General features: G+C 39.7%; 20 protein-coding genes. 13 read left to right on the top strand and 7 right to left on the bottom strand.

What is annotated here, in order from left to right:
- Positions 1-2 precede the first annotated feature (2 nt).
- A complete protein-coding gene (locus GXK58_RS01190) occupies positions 3-1,073 on the top strand; it encodes a hypothetical protein (protein ID WP_160719091.1) in 1,071 nt (356 codons plus the stop codon).
- Positions 1,070-2,161 carry a Ger(x)C family spore germination protein gene (locus GXK58_RS01185; RefSeq protein WP_237389525.1) on the top strand — a complete coding sequence of 364 codons (1,092 nt, stop codon included), beginning with the start codon at positions 1,070-1,072 and terminating at the stop codon, positions 2,159-2,161. The genes GXK58_RS01190 and GXK58_RS01185 overlap by 4 nt, the downstream gene beginning before the upstream one ends.
- A gap of 38 nt (positions 2,162-2,199) precedes the next feature.
- On the opposite strand, the gene GXK58_RS01180 is transcribed toward GXK58_RS01185, so the two are convergent.
- On the bottom strand, positions 2,200-3,381 hold the full coding sequence (locus tag GXK58_RS01180; protein ID WP_442862447.1) for a TIGR04053 family radical SAM/SPASM domain-containing protein: 1,182 nt from the start codon (positions 3,379-3,381) through the stop codon (positions 2,200-2,202).
- Positions 3,382-3,741: 360 nt separating this feature from the next.
- Between GXK58_RS01180 and GXK58_RS01175 the strand changes: the two genes are divergently transcribed.
- Both GXK58_RS01175 and GXK58_RS01170 read left to right on the top strand, forming a co-directional pair.
- Positions 3,742-4,500 carry a C40 family peptidase gene (locus tag GXK58_RS01175; RefSeq protein ID WP_160719087.1) on the top strand — a complete coding sequence of 253 codons (759 nt, stop codon included), beginning with the start codon at positions 3,742-3,744 and terminating at the stop codon, positions 4,498-4,500.
- A gap of 231 nt (positions 4,501-4,731) precedes the next feature.
- Positions 4,732-6,159 carry a PAS domain S-box protein gene (locus GXK58_RS01170; protein WP_160719085.1) on the top strand — a complete coding sequence of 476 codons (1,428 nt, stop codon included), beginning with the start codon at positions 4,732-4,734 and terminating at the stop codon, positions 6,157-6,159.
- Here the strand turns inward: GXK58_RS01170 and GXK58_RS01165 are convergent.
- Entirely contained in the window at positions 6,156-6,506 is a 351-nt protein-coding gene (locus GXK58_RS01165; protein WP_160719083.1) for a hypothetical protein, read from the bottom strand. The two genes, GXK58_RS01170 and GXK58_RS01165, sit on opposite strands and share 4 nt — an antisense overlap.
- Positions 6,507-6,697: 191 nt before the next feature.
- On the opposite strand from GXK58_RS01165, the gene GXK58_RS01160 reads away from it, so the two are divergent.
- From GXK58_RS01160 to GXK58_RS01140, 5 genes are all read left to right on the top strand, one after another.
- Positions 6,698-7,060: a hypothetical protein gene (locus tag GXK58_RS01160; protein WP_160719081.1), complete on the top strand. Its 363-nt coding sequence runs from the start codon at positions 6,698-6,700 to the stop codon at positions 7,058-7,060.
- 310 nt (positions 7,061-7,370) lie between these two features.
- A complete protein-coding gene (locus tag GXK58_RS01155; RefSeq protein ID WP_160719079.1) occupies positions 7,371-8,387 on the top strand; it encodes an XdhC family protein in 1,017 nt (338 codons plus the stop codon).
- A 26-nt stretch (positions 8,388-8,413) separates the two neighbouring features.
- A complete protein-coding gene (locus tag GXK58_RS01150) occupies positions 8,414-10,744 on the top strand; it encodes a xanthine dehydrogenase family protein molybdopterin-binding subunit (protein WP_160719077.1) in 2,331 nt (776 codons plus the stop codon).
- Positions 10,731-11,570 carry an FAD binding domain-containing protein gene (locus GXK58_RS01145; RefSeq protein ID WP_160719075.1) on the top strand — a complete coding sequence of 280 codons (840 nt, stop codon included), beginning with the start codon at positions 10,731-10,733 and terminating at the stop codon, positions 11,568-11,570. Before GXK58_RS01150 ends, GXK58_RS01145 begins: the two co-directional genes overlap by 14 nt.
- Before the next feature lie 19 nt (positions 11,571-11,589).
- Positions 11,590-12,042: a (2Fe-2S)-binding protein gene (locus GXK58_RS01140; RefSeq protein ID WP_160719073.1), complete on the top strand. Its 453-nt coding sequence runs from the start codon at positions 11,590-11,592 to the stop codon at positions 12,040-12,042.
- A gap of 25 nt (positions 12,043-12,067) precedes the next feature.
- Here the strand turns inward: GXK58_RS01140 and GXK58_RS01135 are convergent, their stop codons facing one another.
- Positions 12,068-14,137 carry a peptidoglycan D,D-transpeptidase FtsI family protein gene (locus GXK58_RS01135; protein ID WP_160719071.1) on the bottom strand — a complete coding sequence of 690 codons (2,070 nt, stop codon included), beginning with the start codon at positions 14,135-14,137 and terminating at the stop codon, positions 12,068-12,070.
- A 386-nt stretch (positions 14,138-14,523) separates the two neighbouring features.
- Here GXK58_RS01135 and GXK58_RS01130 point away from each other — a divergent pair, with 386 nt between their 5' ends.
- The 3 genes from GXK58_RS01130 (at position 14,524) to pssA (ending at position 16,822) form a co-directional block, all read left to right on the top strand.
- Positions 14,524-15,309, top strand: coding sequence for a TerC family protein (locus GXK58_RS01130; RefSeq protein WP_160719070.1), 786 nt, complete (start codon positions 14,524-14,526; stop codon positions 15,307-15,309).
- A gap of 128 nt (positions 15,310-15,437) precedes the next feature.
- Positions 15,438-16,103: a phosphatase PAP2 family protein gene (locus GXK58_RS01125; RefSeq protein WP_160719068.1), complete on the top strand. Its 666-nt coding sequence runs from the start codon at positions 15,438-15,440 to the stop codon at positions 16,101-16,103.
- A 92-nt stretch (positions 16,104-16,195) separates the two neighbouring features.
- The gene (gene pssA / locus GXK58_RS01120; protein ID WP_237389524.1) at positions 16,196-16,822 is read left to right on the top strand and encodes a CDP-diacylglycerol--serine O-phosphatidyltransferase; all 627 of its coding nucleotides are present in this window, start codon (positions 16,196-16,198) and stop codon (positions 16,820-16,822) included.
- A gap of 55 nt (positions 16,823-16,877) precedes the next feature.
- On the opposite strand, the gene qoxD is transcribed toward pssA, so the two are convergent.
- From qoxD to qoxA, 4 genes are read right to left on the bottom strand one after another with little or no spacing between them, the layout of a single operon-like run.
- The gene (qoxD, locus tag GXK58_RS01115) at positions 16,878-17,171 is read right to left on the bottom strand and encodes a cytochrome aa3 quinol oxidase subunit IV (RefSeq protein ID WP_160719064.1); all 294 of its coding nucleotides are present in this window, start codon (positions 17,169-17,171) and stop codon (positions 16,878-16,880) included.
- A gap of 1 nt (position 17,172) precedes the next feature.
- Positions 17,173-17,778, bottom strand: coding sequence for a cytochrome aa3 quinol oxidase subunit III (qoxC, locus tag GXK58_RS01110; RefSeq protein WP_160719062.1), 606 nt, complete (start codon positions 17,776-17,778; stop codon positions 17,173-17,175).
- Positions 17,768-19,744, bottom strand: a complete 1,977-nt coding sequence (gene qoxB, locus GXK58_RS01105) for a cytochrome aa3 quinol oxidase subunit I (protein WP_160719740.1) — start codon at positions 19,742-19,744, stop codon at positions 17,768-17,770. Before qoxB ends, qoxC begins: the two co-directional genes overlap by 11 nt.
- Positions 19,744-20,706, bottom strand: a complete 963-nt coding sequence (qoxA, locus tag GXK58_RS01100) for a cytochrome aa3 quinol oxidase subunit II (protein WP_160719060.1) — start codon at positions 20,704-20,706, stop codon at positions 19,744-19,746. Before qoxA ends, qoxB begins: the two co-directional genes overlap by 1 nt.
- A 380-nt stretch (positions 20,707-21,086) precedes the next feature.
- Between qoxA and GXK58_RS01095 the strand changes: the two genes are divergently transcribed.
- Positions 21,087-21,395, top strand: a complete 309-nt coding sequence (locus GXK58_RS01095) for an iron-sulfur cluster assembly accessory protein (protein ID WP_160719058.1) — start codon at positions 21,087-21,089, stop codon at positions 21,393-21,395.
- The last annotated feature ends 22 nt before the right edge of the window (positions 21,396-21,417 follow it).

The following is a 21,417-nucleotide window of genomic DNA, read 5'->3' as shown; positions in this document are numbered from 1 at the left end:
ATGTGAACCGATATTTTCTCTATTTAGTCTTTTTGAACATGATTATTAATGTCATAATTTTTGTTCCAAAAATATTAATCAAGTATCGGTATGAAGGTGCCGTAATGGGGGTCATACTGGCCATTCCTGTAGGTGTTGGACTAAGTTATATTTATGCTAAAACGATTAATAAATTTTCACAAAAAGGACTGCCTGATCTTCCTATAAAAAGCCATAGTGGGGTAAAGCGCCTCTATCTTCTCAGTATACAATTAGTTTGGTTTTCGGCGGGTCTTATTACCTTGATTGGCTTTATTGATATTTTGGCCCGTTTTGTTAATCCTGAGATGCCAAAACTTATGCTTTTAGCTATTTATCTAGCAGCTATTTTCCTTATTATTCAAATGCCAACTGATAGAGTAATGTACCTTCTAGAAATCGTCCTATTTCTTAATACTCCATTGATATTGTTTATTATTTTTAAGGCATACACCAACCCATTTTTTAATTGGGATTCAGTCCTTGAAGTAGGTACCCATATTCTAAAATGGCCAAGTATAAAAGCTTTTGCCGCTGCTACCTATTGCTTTTCTGGGTATGCAAATTTAATTGTCTTTAATCGAGTTATTAAAGGTACATTAAAGGCTAGGAATTTTGTCATTATTGCGCTCTTAGGATTGATAAATATATTTACTACTTTTTTTATTCCGATTGGATTTCACGGTTCAGACGGTACTCAAGAATATCTTTACCCATGGGTCACTACAGCCGATTCTTTAAGATTGGTTTACAGTCCAATCGAACGTGTCATTTTTTTATTTATAATGTTCTTTATGAGCATTTCCCTGATGAGTGTAGCGATTCACTGGCACGTTGCTCTTGAATTAATCAAGGGCTCCTTTAAAAAAGAAGTCAGTAAAAAAAAGGTTTGGCTCATTCTAAGTGTTTTTACCGGAGTATCCATTTTAGGAATTATTTATTTTAATACCATTCTTCTCTTGAAATTTGCCACCTATTGGCTCATCATTCGGCTTGTCTGTGAAGTTCTATTAGTTGGCATGTTCTTTTTATGGGCAAGGAGGAGAATCGTGTGAAACGATGGGCTAAATATTTAATAATCCTTCTTTCCTGTATGGTTATTGGAGGCTGTGGATTTAAAGATATTGATAAGCGGTTTTTTGTCGTAAGTATTGGTGTAGACAAAGCGAAAACCAAATCAAATAGATATTTAGTAAGTTTAAAATTTGCCGTACCTAGTCCTTCTAAGGATAGTCCCACCCAATTCCAAATCGTTTCCGAAGAAGCCAATTCCATTTCAGAGGCCGTTCGAATTATTAAAACAAAGGTGGATAAGGAAATTGACTTCAGTCATGCAAAAGTGATCGTATTCAGCGAAGATGTGGTGAAAAAAAAAGGAAATGCCGGGATGTATTATTGGTTTACGAGAAGAAGAGATATCCAAAAAATTGCTTGGGTGAATATTGGAAAGCCCACTGCATTGGATGTATTAAAAGTGAAACCAAAATCTGAACAGATTCCCTCCAATGCGCTCTTTTTAGCATTGGGGAAAGAGGGCTCTGAGACTCCATATGTAAACCCAGAGTATCTTTTTGATATGAAATACCGATTAATTGAAAGAGGAATCGACCCGCTCATACCGATTATAGTTGCTAAAAAAGATTTATTTGAAATTAATACGGTTGGCCTGTTTAATAAGAGCAGCTTAAAAATGACCCTTGCACCGGAGGAAACGAAAATCATTAATTTTCTTCGTAATCGGGAGGAAAAGAGTGCAATTAATGTGACCAAAGGAAATACAATCGTTGTCCTCAATACAAATCGAGTAAAGACAAAATATAAGCTTTATATCCCTAAAGCAAAACGCCCCTTTATTAAGCTCAATGTGGAAATGGAGGGAACTTTAGAAGAGGCATCAAGAAGAGTTCCAGTTCCTGCTTTATCGGAATATGAAGCTGCGGCTGAAAAGGAGATCAGTAAAAGATTTGAAAAATTACTCGTAAAAATGCAAAAGTCCAATCTTGATCCGATTGGCTTTGGGTTGAGATACCGTTCAAGGCATTTTAATAACGATGATTGGGAGGAATGGAAAAAAATCTATCCTAACATTATTTTTAAGGTAAACTCTAAGGTTCAAATAGAAGATACTGGATTAATCGAATAAAAGGCATTCCAGTCGGAATGCCTTTTATCTTTTATATCTTAAAAAGACGGTGCCGCTTCTTTATTTCGCATAGCCTGAGGTATATAGACACAGAATGGCTCACTTTCCATATAATCTCCTGTCACAGCATAGGTTCTCGAACGGGAACCTCCGCAAATTTTGTTATATTCGCAAACCCCGCATTTCCCTTTATAGTTATCTGGCTGACGAAGTTCTTTAAATACTTTTGCTTCACGATAAATTTCCGCAAGTGGGGTTTCACGGATATTCCCGCCGACAATGGGAAGTAAACCGCTCGGCATGACATCACCGATATGAGAAACAAACGCAAATCCATTTCCATCGTTTACTCCCTTAGGAGCACGTTTTAATCCGTCATGCAAGGAAGCAAAATCAGTTGTGATCGAATCTTCATAGTGAATTTCACCCTTATCAATTAAGTGATCACGTGTTTTCTGCTGCAATACTACACGGCGATAGTGCTGGGCTGCAGTAGTTTTAATATCATACGGTGCTGTCTTACTAAGCTCATAGAGCCAACGGAACACTTTTTCGTGTTCACTAGGAGAGATGCAAGCATCCATTTGGCCCCGGCCAGTTGGAACAAGCAGGAAAATATACCACATAACTGCCCCAAGCTCAGCAACTAATTTAGACATTTCCTCGAGCGAATCATAATTATAACGCGAGATGACTGTATTAATTTGTAACGGCATATCCAGTTCATTTAAATATTTTATTTTTTCGACAGTCAAATCAAATGACCCTGGAGTACCACGGAAGTGATCATGAATTTCGGGAGTTGGCCCGTCTAAGCTAAAGCCCCAGCGTGAAAGTCCCACGTCTTTAAATAACCTCATTTTCTCTTTGGTTACATTAGCAGTGGCACTTGGTGTCATCGAGACACGCATTCCTTTTTTTATCGCATAATCAGCAAGTTCATATAAATCATCTCTCATCATACAATCCCCGCCAGTAAAGACGAGCATTGGGTTATCCATCTCATAAATCTGATCGATTAAATGAATCCCTTCCTCATGGGACAGCTCCCTTGGGTCAGGAGTCAACTGGGCATCAGCACGGCAGTGAACACATTTAAGCTGACAGGCTCTCGTTACCTCCCAAATGACAATAAACGGGTTTTGATCATAATCTATTTTTTTACCTGCTCCATGTGGGTGACCCATTGAATGTGGGTGTCCTTTACTAATACCTTGCATTTTCATCACCAGAATCCATTATTATTTTTATATATAAAAAGTGTTTCTATAGTTTTATTATAAATAGGCACTTTGACCATGGATAAAGGGATTGTTACAATATTTCTACATTAGCTTTTTTCCTTCTGGATTATTACAAAATTGTTACAAATCTATGAATGAATTTTTTTATTTTCTTCATTCAGTGCTCTGAAAACCTTATTATTATAGGGTTTTATCTTCCTCATGGCTGTCACAATTCATGCTTATTTTCCCAAAAATGGTGATAGTTTAATTGAAAACCATATCTTTGGTATTTTATCCAATTAGAGCTCTCTATTATGATAGAACTATCAATCAATCAAAGGAGAACTTCTATCTATGAAAAAACAACTTTTGACAGCTGCTGCAACAGCGGGCCTCTTGTTTATATCATTCAGCGGAACAGCTAGTGCTCATGAAAGTATTTACACCGTTAAATCTGGTGACACACTTTGGAAAATCTCACAAACTACTCAGATATCTGTAACAAATCTAAAAACTTGGAATAACCTTTCAAGTGACTCAATCTATGTGGATCAAAAACTATCACTATTGGCACCGCACAGCCATGACAGCACGTATACTGTTCAAAGCGGGGACACACTTTGGAAAATTAGCAGCCGTTTTGGGATTACGGTTACACAGCTTAAATCTATTAATAACCTGACATCTGATACTATTTATGTTGGACAAGTTCTTAAAATTTCCTCCACTAGTACATCTGCTCCTGAAACCACGGTTTCAAAGGCACAATTGGTCATTAACGAAGCAAACAAATATATTGGAACTCCATACCTGTGGGGAGGAAACACGCCTGCTGGTTTTGATTGCAGCGGCTACACAAGCTACGTATTTGCTAAAGTAGGCATCACGATTCCAAGGACTGCTGCCACACAGTGGTCAGGATTAAAACCAGTGACTACCCCAAATCCTGGTGACCTTGTTTTCTTTGAAACTTATGCACCAGGTCCTTCGCATGTTGGAATTTATTTGGGCAATAATAAATTTATTCAAGCTGGTTCAAATGGAGTTGCCATTGCAGATATGACTAATACTTATTGGAAACCAAGATATCTTGGGGCAAGGACGGCATATTAATAGTAAAAACACCTTACAGACATCAATTAACAAGTGGATATGCTACGATTTATCGAGGATGATTTTACAGGCCTGACCTGTTGGAATGATCCTTCTTTTTATTTATCAGAAATTCAGAAAATTAGTACTTTAAGATTTGTTCATTTCACTATATACTAATAAAGTGTCTTTTTTTCTTAATGACAGATACCTCATTTATATAAAAATAGGATGTAATAGTTGGAGGCTGGAATGGTTAATTTAACACTGTTTCGTGAGGTTTTTTATCAATCAAAAATACCTCAATTAATTAGTTCGATAGATAATTTGAATATCCAATATAATCCGGCATTTTGTGAGTTTATAGGATATTCAGTTGATGAATTAACAACCATGACAATGGAGGAGATCTCTTACCCGGATGATATGGTGAACGATACCTTTTTATTTGATGAAGTATTAAAAAGAAAAAGGGAAAAATACCAGCTTGAAAAGAGGTATATTCATAGGTCAGGTGAAATTAAAACCGGCATTTTAACCGTCTCTAGGATTCAACTGCAGTTGACAGGGGAAGAGTTTTTACTTGGACAAGTCCTTGATATTACAGAGAAGAAACAAATGGAGGACGCACTAAAACATCGAGAGAAAAAGTACCGGCTCCTTGCAGAACATTCTTCAGATATTATCATGTTGCATAATGTTGATTACACCTGCCTATATCTTTCTCCTTCTGTTAAAACCGTACTAGGGTTTCAGCCCGAAGAATTGATTGGAAAAAATCCTCGAGAATTTATCCATCCTGACGATCTAATCAAGTTAAAACAGATTCCTGCTCATGATTCATTAGAAGCACTTAAGCTGATTTCGTTCCGCTGTCGAAAAAAAGACGGTTCATATGTTTGGATTGAGTCTACGATTAAAGCATTACGTGATCCAATAACCGGCGAAGTAAAGGAACTTGTTTCTGTTTCCCGAGATATTGAACAACGAATGGATACGCAGGACCGTCTCCGTAAATCTGAAAAATTAGCAGTGGTAGGACAAATGGCAGCAGCGGTTGCGCATGAGATTCGTAATCCATTAACACCCATAAAAGGGTTTATGCAGCTATTAGATGCGGAAAAAGAAATTAACCCTGTCTATTTACGGATTGTCTTTGATGAATTGCAGCGTATGGAAGGAATTATTTCTGAATTTTTAACCATGGCTAAACCTCATACTGAAAAGTTGAGATTGGTTTATGTTGATGAGCTAGTTCATCAGGTTATTCAGTTAGTAGAAAGGGATGCAGAACGGGCACAGAAAAGCTTGTATGTTGATGTGGAACAACCTAATGTATCTATCATGGGTGATCCCAATTCATTAAAGCAGGTATTGCTTAATGTTATCAAAAATGCCCTAGAATCATTATCCGAAATGGGACAGGTTCATACGACAGTAAAGACTGATATCAGTGGGGTCATCATTAAAGTTTCCGATAATGGCTGCGGTATTTCTAGCAACCGATTACAAAAGCTTGGGGAGCCATTTTACTCAACAAAAGAAAAAGGAACAGGCCTTGGGTTAATCACGTGCTATCGAATTATCGAAGCCCATCAAGGTAAAATTAGTATTGACAGTGAAGAAGGGAAGGGGACAACTGTGACCATCTGGCTGCCAAAAAAAGGCGAAAATAACTAAATGGCCTGTTGCTGTCCCATATCCGTATGTTTTTTTATGGTGATGATGTCCTTAAAATAGCTTTTTAAAATTAACCATTTAGCCGGATAGGTATAGATGAAATCTTCTAATGTTTGCTGGGAGTAATAGATAAACACGTCATAAGCTTTGTTTGTCCTGCGCAAATCGTACATTAGTGCATGGGGAATTGTGTAGTACTCTTTCAATTGATATGGATTTAGAACAGCAGCATGTAGATTATGTTCTGTTAGATAATCTTTTATTGATTGTTCCTGTAATAAAATACTTTCTTCTTTTGTTTTTCCATCTATGCTAATACGATCATTGATAAAATAAATTGTATTCATACTAACCACCCTTTTAACCAGTTGGTAATGGTATTGACAGGGATAAGCAGAATTATACTTACATTTTTTGGCGGTTAGGTTTCAGAATGAAAACCTCCAATAGTGCGGAATCTATTCTTGGGTTGAGGAATCAACCCATGGTCCTTACGGGTTTGAATGGCAGTTGATATCCAAACAAATGGGGGTATTATATGAACACTCAACATTCGATTACACATATTAATCAATGTCGCCAACTTTCTCAGCAGCTAATTCAGCAAACCCAGCTAGGTAACCAGCAATATCAGCAATTGCTGGAGAACGAGCAGCAAAATGTACGAATGCTGGAACAAATGCTGCAAAAAGAAAGAATGGCAGTGCAAACGATTCAGCAAAGCTTACAAGGGCATCAAATGGCCATTCAACGATGCCAAGAAGTGATTGCTCAGTGTAATCAATTGGAGAGAGAGTTAGCGGGACAAATGGGGACAATTGGATATCAATCCGTTTCACATGTTACTCCAGCATTCCAAACCCAAGCATACCAACAAAACCAATCCTATCCATTCCGTTAACATGAAAAAAGCGCGCCCTACTTAATGGGCGCGCTTTTTCGCGGTAAAAAAAATAACCCGGCCAAATGCCGGGCAAATCAAACCTAATCTATATAAAGGGGGGCGGAGGTTAAAAGGTTCTTGCTAGAACCTATCTACTATCTTAATAGAAAAATATGAACAAATTATGAAGGATTAATTAATAGTTTAAGAAGGTTTTCGAATGATTGAAATATACAGCCACTAGATAATTAAAATCATTCTAGGAATAGCATTCACACTAATATAAATAACAGTAGGAATATAATGAGTATTAAAGTGGGGGAAATGTGTGGAGGATTTTTATCAAATTTTAGATGCTCTTGATGGACCTGGGGAAAAAGTCATTGCAACCATTGTTGGGGTAGAGGGTTCTGCCTATAAAAGGGAAGGATCTTCCATGTTGTTTTTTTCAAACGGCAAGCAATTGGGGATGTTATCCGCAGGCTGTTTAGAGGAAGACCTGGCCATCAAAGTGAAAGAGGTCCTAAGGAAACAAGAGGCAATGATTATTCAATATGAATTGTATATGGAGGATGACCTCAACTGGGGGCAGGGTTTAGGCTGCAATGGAACCATTGATATATTAATTGAACCCGTTACAGAACAGGTAATGGAGGATTATCGGCTGGTTAGTGAGCTGCTAAGCCAGAATAAGCCTGTTATTGTTTTAAAAAAATTGGATGAACTTGGAGAATATGTTTTTATTGAGGAGGATGGTGTGCCTTTTGGAAACTGGTCCGGACCGCTTCCTACGATTGAATTTTCCTCAAGAAGCGGCTCTCTCACAAGGGATGGGACCGCTTTCTTTCAACAAACGATTTACCCAAAGCCGCGTTTAATTGTCTTTGGGGCAGGACCTGACGCTAGACCACTTGCATCCTTAGCAGCTGAGACTGGCTTTTTGGTAACTGTTTGTGATTGGCGGGAAGCGTTATGCCAGAAAAAATACTTTCCGACTGCAGATGAACATATCATTGGGTTTCCGTTGGACCTTCTTAAACAAATCTCTTTTTCTCCCTATGATTTTGTCGTTATTATGACACATCAATTTAAAAGGGATCGAGAGTTACTTTTAAAAGTCATCCATAAAAATATACGATACTTAGGTGTCCTTGGACCAAAAGAACGAACGAGAAAATTGCTGCATGGCCAGGAGATTCCAAATGGAATTGCATCCCCCATAGGTGTCTCCATTGGGGCAAGGGGTCCAGTTGAGATTGCTGTAAGTATAGTGGCTCAAATGATTGAAATATGGAGAAAACCTGTACATGAAAGGGTAGAGCTGCTTTGGACCATTCCAGATTAACTACCAATTGTTAGGAGGGGCTGACTATGGAGGTTATTGGGAAAAGTGTGATACGAAAAGAAGCGCTCGATAAAGTAACAGGCAGAGCCATGTATACGAATGATTTTTTTTCGAAACCAATGCTGTCTATAAAAATGGTTATCAGTCCATATGGCCATGCAAAAATTGTTCATATCGATACGTCAGAGGCATCGAAAGTACCGGGTGTTCGAGCCATCTTAGCGGGTCAGCACTTTCCCTTAGTAGGGGAGGCGATCCGCGACCGTCCGCCGATTGCGGTGGATAAAGTTCGTTACCACGGTGAACCAGTAGCACTTGTTGTGGCAGATACCCCCTTTCAGGCTAAAAAGGCAGCAGATTTGATAACTATTCAATATGAGTTACTTCCGGTTGTGAATTCCCCTACTGAGGCCTTTCAACAAGGGGCGCCGCTTGTTCATGAGGAGCTTGGAACTTATGATAAGGATGAGGATTCACACCCGATTCCAGGGACCAATATCGCTACCCTTATTAAAATCCGAAAAGGCCAAATGGATACAGGCTGGGCAGCTAGTGAGACTGTTGTGGAAGAAAGTTTTTCCTTTGCACCGTCAGATCATGCGGCCATGGAAACAAGATGTGCAACCGCCGAAATCAATCCTGACGGAACCATTAAGATTATGACATCCTCACAAGCCCCCTTTATGGTCAAACAGCTGATCAATAAATATTTTGGCGAAGACATGGGAAAAATCATCGTTCACACGCCCCTAGTCGGCGGCGCCTATGGCGGGAAAGCAGCTGTCCAGTTAGAGGTGCTTGCATACCTTGCTTCGAAGGCGGTGGGCGGCAGACCCGTCAAACTTTTAAATGACCGGGAACAAGATATTCTTACCTCCCCCTGCCATATCGGACTAGATGCGACGATTAAATTGGGGGCAGACAGAAATGGAAAAATAACAGCTGCAGAGATCCACTATTTATGGGATGGCGGTGCCTATTCAGATAAGGCCATTGATGTAACAAGGTCGGGTGCAGTCGATTGCACGGGGCCTTATAACATTGAACATGTCTGGTGTAACTCTTACTGTATGTATACAAATCATCCGTACGCTGCTCCATTTCGGGGGTTCAGCCATTCGGAGCTTACCTTTTGCATCGAGCGGACGATGGATATTTTGGCTAAAAGATTGAATATGGACCCACTAGAACTGAGGAATTTGAATGCGATAAGACCGGGTAATACCACACCGACCCGAGTAAAGTTAAACAACAGCAATCTTGCCAATTTACCGAAATGTATTGAAAAGCTTCGAAGTTTAGTGGCATGGGATAAAGGAGCCATTAACGAAATAAATGATCGGTTTATAAGAGTAACAGGGGTAAGCTGCAGCTGGAAAACGTCCACCATTGACCCGAATGCGCCATCAGGGGCGATTATTACCTTTAATCGGGATGGCAGTTTGAATTTAATGTCAGGGGTCATTGAAATAGGCACAGGGACAAAGACCATCCTTGCGCAGATCCTTGCTGAACGGTTGAAAATGGATGTAGACAAAATCCATGTCAGGATGGAAGTGGATACACAAACGACCCCGGAGCACTGGAAGACGGTTGCAAGCCGAGGAACCTATATGGCGGGAAGAGCGGTCTTAAAGGCGGCGGATGACGTGATTAAACAGTTAAAAGAGGTGGCTGCTTGTGTGTTAAGAGCCCCGGCAGAAGACATGGAAGTAGCAAATAGCCGAGTATATATTCGTGAGGAGCCATCCATCGGCCTAGATTTTAAGGAGGTTGCTTACGGGTATCAATTTCCAAATGGAAATACAATTGGCGGGCAAATTATCGGGCGGGGTCATTTTGTCTTACGGCATCAAACTCATTTAGATCCGGAAACAGGGGAAGGGAAGCCAGGCCCTGAGTGGGGTGTGGGCGCTTATGCGGTAGAAATAGAATTAGATAAAAGGGATTATACGTATCGGGTGCTAAAAGCATGTTCAGTCGTTGATGCGGGAAAGGTTATGAATGAGAAGGCGGCCTTGGGTCAAGTAATGGGGGCAATGAGTATGGGATTGGCGTTTGCTGGCAGAGAAACCTTTTACTTTGATGAGCTAGGGAGGGTGTTGAATCCCCAGCTGCGAACTTATAGACCACTAAGGTACGGAGAACATCCTGAATATTTGGCTGGCTTTGTTGAGACACCGGATCTTGAAGGTCCTTACGGGGCAAGAGGCATCGGAGAGCATGGTTTAATGGGGATGCCTGGGGCACTGGCTAATGCTTTATCGATTGCAGCGGGTGTTGAGTTGCGGAATCTCCCGCTCATACCTGAGTTGATTTGGAAGGCAAAGGAGGAAGCGGATCATGCTTCCCTTTGATTTTGAATATTACCGTCCCAAGACATTAACAGAGGCGATTGAATTATTCCAATTTTTAAAGGGGCAGGGGAAGCAGCCATTCTATTATTCTGGCGGAACGGAATTACTGACTCTTGGAAGAATTAATTTAGCTTATTCAGATGCGGTGATTGATATTAAGAAGATTCCCGAATGTAACGTAATGGAGGCCGAATCTGCTTCAGTGCGTTTTGGCAGTTGTCTTACCTTGACGGCTATAGAAGAAGCGAATCTTTTTCCATTATTAACGAAGACGGCCAGTGAAGTTGCCGATCATACGGCCAGAGGGAAAATTACCTTAGGCGGGAATATTTGTGCACGAATTTTTTATCGGGAAGCCGTTCTGCCATTTTTACTAGCGGATAGTAAGCTGTTGATTGCTGGACCTAAAGGGAGCCGATTCGTTGGTATTATTGATGTTTTTCGGGAATATTTGCAATTGACACCTGGTGAATTCTTAGTGCAGATCGTTACGGAAAATCGGTATATTCATGCCCCATATTTTACAGTCAAACGAAGGCAGCAGTGGGAAACCGGATATCCATTAATTACAATCGCTGCTTTAAAAATAGATGGGCATATTCGGGTGGCGATTAGCGGGCTATGCCCATTTCCGTTCCGTTCTTCTTTCGTGGAGGATGCGGTAAATGCGGCAGATCTATCAAAGGAAGCGAGAGTGGAGCGAGCATTAAAGGCTTTACCACAACCTATTTTGGATGATGTAGAAGGATCCAGTGAATATCGATTGTTTGTTCTCAGAAACCTTTTGCTGGATGTTATTGATACCCTAGATTCTGTACAGTACTAAGGGGGAGGCGAGGTAATTTTTGAGTACCTATAAGGTAAGATTGGATGTGAATGGAGAAAGTCATACGTTATCTGTCCGCTCTGCGGATACGCTTTTGTACATTTTACGTAATAATCTGGGCCTGACAGGCGCAAAGCCCGGCTGCTTAAATGGAGATTGCGGGGCATGCACCATTGAAATAGAAGGGTGGCCGATGAAGTCATGTTTAATGCTGGCGGTTGAAGCTGAGGGGAAAAAGATTACGACCATTGAAGGACTGCGAGACACACCCATTCAGCAAGCTTTTATCTCACATTTTGCCTTTCAATGCGGTTATTGTACACCAGGATTCATTATGAATTGTCATTCGTTAATCAAGCAGCATCCTGATGCCGATGATGAAAAAATAAAAGAATGGCTCGAATCGAACATTTGCCGCTGCACAAGCTATCAGGAGATTGAAACGGCGGTAAAATCCGTTCTACGTAAGTAGTAGAAGAGGGTGCAAATTTTGCACCCTAATTCTTTTTCATTTTAAAATACGTATCCAAAACTCTTCGGCCGATTTTAAGATTTGCACGATTATCATCTTTACCGTCATACGCCCAAGGCACTAACACAGCCATGGCTACCTCAGGATTGTAGCTGGGAGCATAACTAACAAGGCTTAAATTCATGACAGGGGGCGGCTCCTTCCCAAACCGGCTGCGTAATGGTCCATCATAAAAGGCCTGAGCTGTTCCGGTTTTTCCTGCCGGGGAATAGGGTGCGCCTTTGAAAAACTTATAAGCGGTTCCACCAGGCTCCTGCATCACTTTTTTAAATCCTAAATTAACACGTCTTAGCCATTCTTTCTTTACATCAATTGTATTTAGAACGGCAGGGTTAATCTCTTTAAGAACAGGTCCAATCGTTTCTCCTTCACGTGCAGGTTCACGAATCTGTTTAACGATATGCGGCTGCATCCGGTATCCCCCATTCGCAATCGTGGAAACATATTGTGCCAGCTGCATGGCTGAATACGTGTCATATTGACCAATCACGAGATCGAGCAGGTATCCAGGCAGCCTGCTTTGCCCCTTAAAACCGGTTTGCTCATTCGGTAAATCAATCCCAGTCCTTGTTCCTAACCCAAAAGAAGAAAACGAATTCCGAACCGTCTCAAAGGCCGTTTTGTTGGAAAAGTTTAATGGTTTATTGTATTCATAGTGACCTTTTCCAATCCGGATGGCAGTACGAAACATATAGACGTTAGATGATTTTTTTAAGGCAGTAATTTCATTTAACCGGCCTAAATAAGCGTAGGATTTTTTTATTGGTGTGTCCTTAATCTTGATTCCAGCATCATCAAAATAAGTATTAGGAGATATAGCACCTGTTTTATACCCAGTCAATATAGTTGCCCCTTTAACAGTAGAGCCTACACTATAAGTAGTGGTAAAGGTGCCAAGGGCATCATCAATCATCTCAGCCCTGCCTGTTTTTGGATCTTTCACGATTTTTTTTCCTGACATGGCTAGAATATCACCTGTGTTTGGATCCATTAAGACGACATAGGCACGGTCCGTTAAGCGGGTGCCGGGCCATCTTTTGGCTTTCCAAAGCTCTTCTTCAATAATTTTATCAACAGCCATCTGTAAATCCATATCGATCGATAAAACAAGGTCTTTACCTTTGTTTCCTGGCAGCACCGTTTCGGTTTCAATTATATTGCCTACTTTATCAGTAATATTTTTCACCTTTGATTTATTTCCGTGCAGGACATCCTCATACTGCATTTCCAGCTGGCTCTTGCCCACTCGGTCGTTTCGGCTGTAGCCTCTCGCCAGAAAATAGTCTAATTGGTCTCGAGGAAGTCCTTCCCCGGAATTGGTTACGTTTCCTAAAACAGATCTCAAGGTGTTTTCAAACGCATAGGAGCGGTCCCAATCTGTAGTGGTTTCAACGCCAGGGAGAGATTGAAGATTCTCACTTACAACAGCAAATTCCTTATCAGTGACGCCTTCATTTTTAACGACTACCGGAATAAACTTTACGCCTTTGCTAAACTCCTGATAAATGGCTAAGACTTCAAGGTCAAATTCTGTTAATTGCTTTAATTCCGCTGCTGTGATGCGTTTCAGTTTAAATTGATAGAGATCCTGATCTGATAGTTTCTTTGCTCGATACAGAGCTTTTTCTTGTGCGGTAATTTTGGAATCAGCCCGCTCAGGATACATCATCATCCAAAAGTCTTTTTTGTCTCTTTCGGTGAGCATATTCGTTTTTTTCTCGATAAAAGGGGCTAACTTTCTAGCGGTTTGTAACATATCCGATTGACTAAACCCGACATTTGTAAAAGTAATTGCACTTTTGGGAACATTATCAACGACTACCCGATAATCACGGTCGTATATTTTCCCTCTTGGAACAGGATTACTTACTGTAATATCTTCCTTTCTTTCCAAGTCCCGTTTAAAGTTTTCACCGTAAACAATTTGCACAAAACCAAGCCTTAGAATCAAAATGGAAAATAAGAAAAAAACACTAAAAAAAAGCATATTTAAGCGAAAAGGAAAATGAGATTTTTTCTTTTTCTGCTTTTCCAAAATGGTAACACATCCTTTTTCTAGATATTTTCCTTACGTTAGTATGTCTGATAATAAGCTTGGCTAAAACTAAATGGAGGAAAATGTTTCAAGGATGATCGAATCTATCCGTTAATAAAAAGATTGACATTTTATTTATAGTTTTATATATTATAAGTAATTAAATATTTCCTTTTTAAAGGGGAGTAGCTGCTACAATAAAGTCGTCATTTCGAGAATCTATTTCTCCGGCTTTATTGGCAACATGACGTTGTTAGCAAGACCTTTACTTTACTGTAAAGGTCTTTTCTGTGTTTTTTTAGGCCTTTACTGTCAACAGTAAAGGCCTATTTTTATGGCGCTGGGGAGTATTTGGAAAAAACTTAACTATGTAGGAGGAATGTTGTATGGATTTTACTTTATTGATGGAATATGGTTGGGTATTACTAATATTGATTGTCTTAGAAGGAGTACTAGCAGCAGATAACGCCCTCGTCCTCGCCATTATGGTTAAACACCTGCCTGAGGAAGAACGAAAAAAGGCCTTGTTTTATGGATTAGCCGGGGCATTTGTATTTCGATTTGCTTCCTTGTTTGTTATATCGTTCCTTGTGGATGTTTGGCAGGTCCAAGCAATTGGAGCCCTATATTTAATATTTATGGCTGTTAATCATATTTTCCGAAAGGTCATCAAAGGAAAAGCAGAAGAGAAGGATGAAACGGAGGAAACAAAGGTACGTAAAGGCAGCGGTTTTTGGATGACCGTTTTGAAAGTGGAGATAGCGGATATTGCGTTTGCAGTCGATTCGATTTTAGCAGCGGTAGCCATGGCCGTTGTCCTTCCCAACACCCCGCTGCCTAATATCGGTGGACTTGACGGAGGAAAGTTCCTTGTCATCTTTGCGGGTGGAATTATTGGCGTAGTCATCATGCGTTTTGCTGCTAATCAATTTGTAAAATTATTAGAGAAAAGGCCAGGTCTTGAAATTGCAGCCTTTACGATTGTTGGCTGGGTTGGAGTAAAACTTGCCGTATACACGTTATCACATCCATCATTAGAAGTTTTAAATGAGGATTTTGCGCATTCCATACAATGGAAGGTAAGTTTTTATTTAGTGCTAATTGGAATAGCAGCAGCTGGATGGTTCCTTTCAAAAGAGCAAGGGAAAACAAAAAAAGCAAATGTTGGATAAATGGGACTCGCCAGGTGGCGAGTTTTCCTTTATTCTGTAATTTAGAGAAAATTAGAGATTCACATACAATTTAAAGGGTAAGAGATATTATAGTTATAATGAATCCTGACTGTCAAAGGGGGTTAATAATGAAATTAAAATCACATTTAGTTTTGGCGTTTGTCATAAGTTTAGGATCGGTCATTGGTTTTTCTTTAATGTCATTATGGATTAGTGATCAAAAAATCGTTGGTTTTGATCGTGCGGTGATTGGATTTGTTCAAGGAAAGGAAAGCTCAAGTTTAACTCAGATGATGAAGGGGTTTACGTTTATTGGTTCTGCTCCGTTTGTCGTTGTGGTAAGCCTGTGCTTGTTATACTTCCTATATAAGGTCCTTCATCATCGAATGGAACTCATCTTATTTGTCTATGCTGTAATTGGTTCAGCTATCCTCAATCAGCTTTTAAAACAGTTTTTTCATCGAGTACGGCCTGAATTGCATCGTTTAATTGAAGCTGGAGGCTATAGTTTTCCTAGTGGTCATGCCATGAATGCTTTTACCGTCTATGCCACTATTACCTTTTTACTTTGGCGTCATATAAGATATCGCTGGGGAAGAGGCTTGTTAATAGTGATTAGTACCTTAATGATCATGATGATTGGGATTAGCCGGATTTATCTTGGAGTTCATTATCCGAGTGATATTATTGGCGGTTACTTTGCCAGTTCTTTTTGGGTAGGAACTGCGATATTGTTTTTCCAAATTTATAAAGAAAAACGGTATAATAGAAAAAGGCATAAGAAAGTTGCCTAATTTTACTATTTTTTGGAGTGATAGATATTATCAGGAACAGTATTCCTAATCTTTTTACTTTAGCTAATTTATTCTTTGGGTTTTTATCGGTAATGAATTCAGCAGAGGGAGATTACAAAAATGCAGCGATTTTGATTTTGATTGGCATGATGCTCGACAGTATGGATGGCCGGATTGCTCGAATGCTGCGAGCAGATAGCGAGCTGGGGAAGGAATTGGACTCCTTGGCTGATATTGTGACCTTTGGTGTCGCCCCTGCAATGATGGCCTATTATTCATACTTTTCATCATTTGGCGTGATTGGCATGGCAGTGGCAGGTCTGTTCCCGTTATTTGGTGCCTATCGATTAGCGCGATTTAATATCAATGCGGTTAAATCATCGTTAAAGTATTTTACCGGTGTTCCGATTACTGCAGCTGGTGGTTTGTTAACCCTGTTAACTTTATTTCAACTAAAAATGCCTGGATTCATGTTTGTCGTCGCTTTTTTTCTACTTTGCATTTTAATGGTCAGTACCCTTAAAATCCCGAGCTTAAAGGAAATCCCCTTACCAAAATACGGCATCATCATTACCCTTTTCTTAGGTTATGCCATTTACATTGTATTTAAAAAAGAACAGCATCGCTTCCCATACTTCATCTATGTCGCGATTCCGCTATACATAGCCTTCATAGGTTACCAACTAATCCGGGAAAAAAGAAAACAAACACAAAAATAAAGAAGGTGACAGGCATGGTGCCTGTCACCTTTATTTATATTAATACAATATAAAACTACATTCCAAAAGACATGACCCAAATGGATCCGGCTACCGCTACGAATGCGATGAATACTCCGGAAGCGATGTTGATGATATTTGACTTTCCGTCTTCACCTTCGTTCAAGTGCATGAACATGAAGAGCTGCAGGGCAGCTTGGATGACGGCTAAGCTGCCAATCACCCAAATAATCGTTTTGAAGGGAAGGGATGTTTTTAATGCTACGAAAAGGGCTACGAAGGTAAGTACCAACGAAGCGATAAAGCCCAAGACGTGAGTTAAAGGAAATCCTTTTGTATTTTTAGCCATCTTATGCCACCATCCTTGCTAAATACACAAATGTGAAGATAAAGATCCAAACAACATCCAAGAAGTGCCAGTATAGCCCGATAATAAACGTCTTTCGTGCAGTGACAGGTGTTAAACCTCTATGCAGTAATTGGATAATAACCATGATTGCCCAGCCAATACCCATACTAACGTGAAGACCGTGGGTACCTAGCAAGACAAAGAAGCTTGATAGGAAGGCACTTGTAGTCCATGTTGCACCTTCATGAACATAATGGATAAATTCAGTTACTTCCATGAATACGAACCCTGCACCAAGCAATAGGGTTATAACAAACCATAATAATAGGCCATTACGATTGCTGCGACGCATTTCATAAATAGCAAGACCCATTGTAAAACTACTTGTTAACAGCAAAATGGTTTCAATCATGACATCTTTTATTTCAAAAAGATCCTGAGGCGTTGGGCCGCCAGCATATCTTGCATTAAGGACCGAAAATGTTGCGAAAAGTGTACCAAAAAGGATGATCTCGGCTCCTAGGAAAATCCAGAAGCCAAGAATGTTCATACGGTTTTGTTCTGTTTGATATTCAAGTGGTAGAGCTGTATTTACATTAGCTGACATGGTTGTTCACCCCTTTATCTTTACCGCGCCATGCCTTTTCAATTTGTTTAATTTCATCTACTTTTACATGGAATCCGTCATTATAATCGAAAGAACGTACGATTAATCCGCCAAGGATACCGACAGTTGCCACAAGGGCAGCAATCTTCCATTCAAAGACAAGGAAGAAACCGGCAACTCCGAAGATAACACCCATATAGAATGGAAGACCTGAATTGCTAGGCATATGAATTTCTTCAATTTCTTCTTCTTTCAAAGTAAGACCTTCATTATGCTTTTTCATATACCAGAAAGCATCGATTGACTTAACTTCTGGCTGTTTAGCAAAGTTATAGAATTGAACAGGTGAAGCAGTTGCCCACTCTAGTGTTCTAGCATCCCATGGATCGTTAGAAATATTACGGTCTGCATATCTAGCACTCCAGTAAATGTTATAGCAAAGAACCGCAAAACCAGCTGCTAAAATAACCGCACCGATCGCTGATAACACGAATAATGGAGTATATCCGGATTCAGCAGAATAAGTGTAAGAACGACGTACCGCACCATCTAGTCCAAGGAAGAACATTGGCATAAATGTTACGTTAAAACCAATCGTGAATAACCAGAAATGAATTTTACCAAGCTTTTCATTTAACATGAAACCAAACATTTTTGGCCACCAGTAATAAAGAGCACCGAATACCGCGAATACAACACCAGGAATTAATACATAGTGGAAGTGAGCAACAAGGAATAGGGTGTTGTGATATTGATAATCCGCTGCACCCATCGCAAGCATAACCCCTGTAACACCACCGATAACAAAGCACGGAACAAACGCAAGTGCCCATAGCATCGCAGTTGTAAATTGAATACGGCCTTTTCTCATCGTGAATAACCAGTTAAACATCTTAACCCCTGTCGGGATCGCAATCATCATCGTTGTGATCGAGAATACAGAGTTAACTGCAGGGCCTGAACCCATTGTAAAGAAGTGGTGAACCCATACTAACATACTTAAAGCTGCAATTCCGACAATGGAAACTACCATTGATTTATAACCAAAAAGCGATTTACGTGAGAAAGTTGAAATAATCTCAGAGAACATACCGAATGCTGGAAGTACTACGATATAAACCTCAGGGTGTCCCCATAACCAGAATAAGTTTACCCACATCATATCCATACCGCCTGCGCTTAATGTAAAGAAGTGAGTACCGAAAATACGGTCAAAAGTCATCAACGCAAGGGCAACTGTGAAAATTGGGAAAGCCGACACAATGATAACAGACGCAATAAAAGAGGTCCAAGTAAACATTGGCATTTTCATAAGGCCCATGCCTTTAGTTCTCATTTTTAAAACTGTGACAACAAAGTTAATCCCGGTCATCAGGGTACCAATACCGGCAATCTGTAAGGCAATCGCGTAATAGTTATTTCCGATACCTGGAGTGAATTCCTTACCAGCAAGAGGGAAGTATGCAGTCCAGCCGGCATCCGGAGATCCACCGATAACGAATGAGATGTTGAAAAGCATCGCACCGGCAAAGAATAACCAAAAGCTTAGAGCGTTTAATTGTGGGAATGCAACGTCACGAGCCCCAATTTGTAATGGAACAACTACGTTCATAATCCCAATTAATAATGGCATCGCTGCAAAAAGAATCATGATAACGCCGTGAGTGGTAAAAATTTCATTGTAATGCTGTGCATCTAAAAATTTCATATCTGGCTGTGCTGTTTGGGCCTTCATTAAAAGACCATCCACACCTCCGCGGAAAAACATTAAGACACCAGATAAGATATACATAATACCAATTCGTTTATGGTCAACAGTGGTTAGCCATTCGCGCCAAAGCCACTTCCATTTTTTTAAATAAGTAACACCAGCTACTACACCAATCATTGTTAGTAAAATAGCAATCTGGGAACCTAAGATGAGCGGGTTTCCGACGATAAAGAAATCATGCCAATTAATGCCCATCATTGTTCACCTCCATTTGATTTTTCATTATTCGAAGTGTCGGAAGTCTCTTCAGATGATTGTTCATCTTTGAAAATCTTACCTTTAACACCATGAACTTCATATAATTCAGGGTTGGTATAGGTCTTAGAATTCATGGAACCATGGTCAACCCACTCTAAATGAGTTCCTACATAGGTTTCACGGCCTAAATGGGTAGGTTTCAACAATTCAATGTACTTTTTCTCCGTTAATTTAGGAGCAGTATCTTTTACTTCGCCAACCCACTTTTCAAAGTCTTGGGCGGATTTTGCTTCCACGGTAAATTCCATTCCTGCATAGCCCTGACCGTTAAAGTTCGTATTTTTTCCTAGATATTCTCCAACTTCATCTGCAGTGAGAATCAATTCTGTTTCCATTTTATTCATGGTGTATTTCTGACCGCCTAGCTGTGGAACCCAGAAAGACTGCATGGTTCCTGCAGATGTCAATTTAAACTTAACAGGCCTGTCAACAGGAATGTTCACATAGTTGACTGTTTCAATTCCTTCTTCTGGATAGCTGAAAATCCATTTCCAGTCGGCAGAAGTTACATTGATCGTAATAGGCTCTTTGTTTTCATAGCCAGCTGGAACTTTTTCCAGTTTGTAAATAGATTTTACTGTAGGAATCGTGAGGGCGATAACAATCAGAATGGGAATAAAGGTCCAAATTAACTCTAATTTGGTACTGCCATGTTCTTCAGGCGGCTCATAATCTTTATTCTCAGGTGTTGCCCGATATTTCCATACGATATAGCCGAATAATCCAAAGACTACAACGACTACAAGTGCCATTAAAACTAATGACCAGTTAATTAAGCCAAGGATTTCTCTTGCTGCAGGACCTTTTGGATCAAAAACAGCCATTTTTGAATCACAACCGCTTAGGAGCAGCACAGGCAATAAAGCCAACAGTGGAACAATCAAGTTCTTTCTAAACATGTTCAAATTTCCCTCCATACTATTTGTTCATTTGTTCACAATTTTAACGTGAATGTATTCACAAACTTCATTAGAATAATACATTTGTATCAAAATTACAAGCAAATGAATTTAAATTGATTATTAACTAATATTCATTAGCAGTTCAATGATCTGTAACACAATATTAACAATATCGCCATAATGTTTAAATAGGTTTTTGAAAGAAGTTGTGACAAATTTGTTAAGGATTTTAAATGCTATTCAAGGAATTTTTTGGAATGACTTTTTATATCCCTCCAAGTTCAGATGATTACCTATTTATATTAAACATATAACTGTCTATTTTTAAGCTTTCGTGGGATAATAATTTGAAAATACATAATAGAGGAGAGCATATTATGAAAGTTAAAATTAATCGTCATGCTGCCAAAGCATTGAAAAAAATAGTGGCAGACGAAGGTGCAGCCGCAGAGGGAAAGCTGTTCCGCGTTTTTGTGACAAATATTCATGGTGATCATGCTCATTATGATTTAACCCTTGATACACCGACGGAGAATGATGAAGTGGTCAAAACGGATAAAGATATTGATTTTATCCTTGACAAAAATGATGAATACTTAGACGGTGTTTGGGTTCAATTTTTCCATGTGCCAAAAGAGGAATGGCTGATTACCAATCCTTCTAAAGGTGGACATCATCATCATTAATATAAGACAGGGTTATATCCTG

The organism is Bacillus sp. USDA818B3_A (assembly GCF_009928415.1).
Classification (GTDB): domain Bacteria; phylum Bacillota; class Bacilli; order Bacillales; family Cytobacillaceae; genus Neobacillus.
This window is presented reverse-complemented; position numbering and strand designations above follow the sequence as displayed.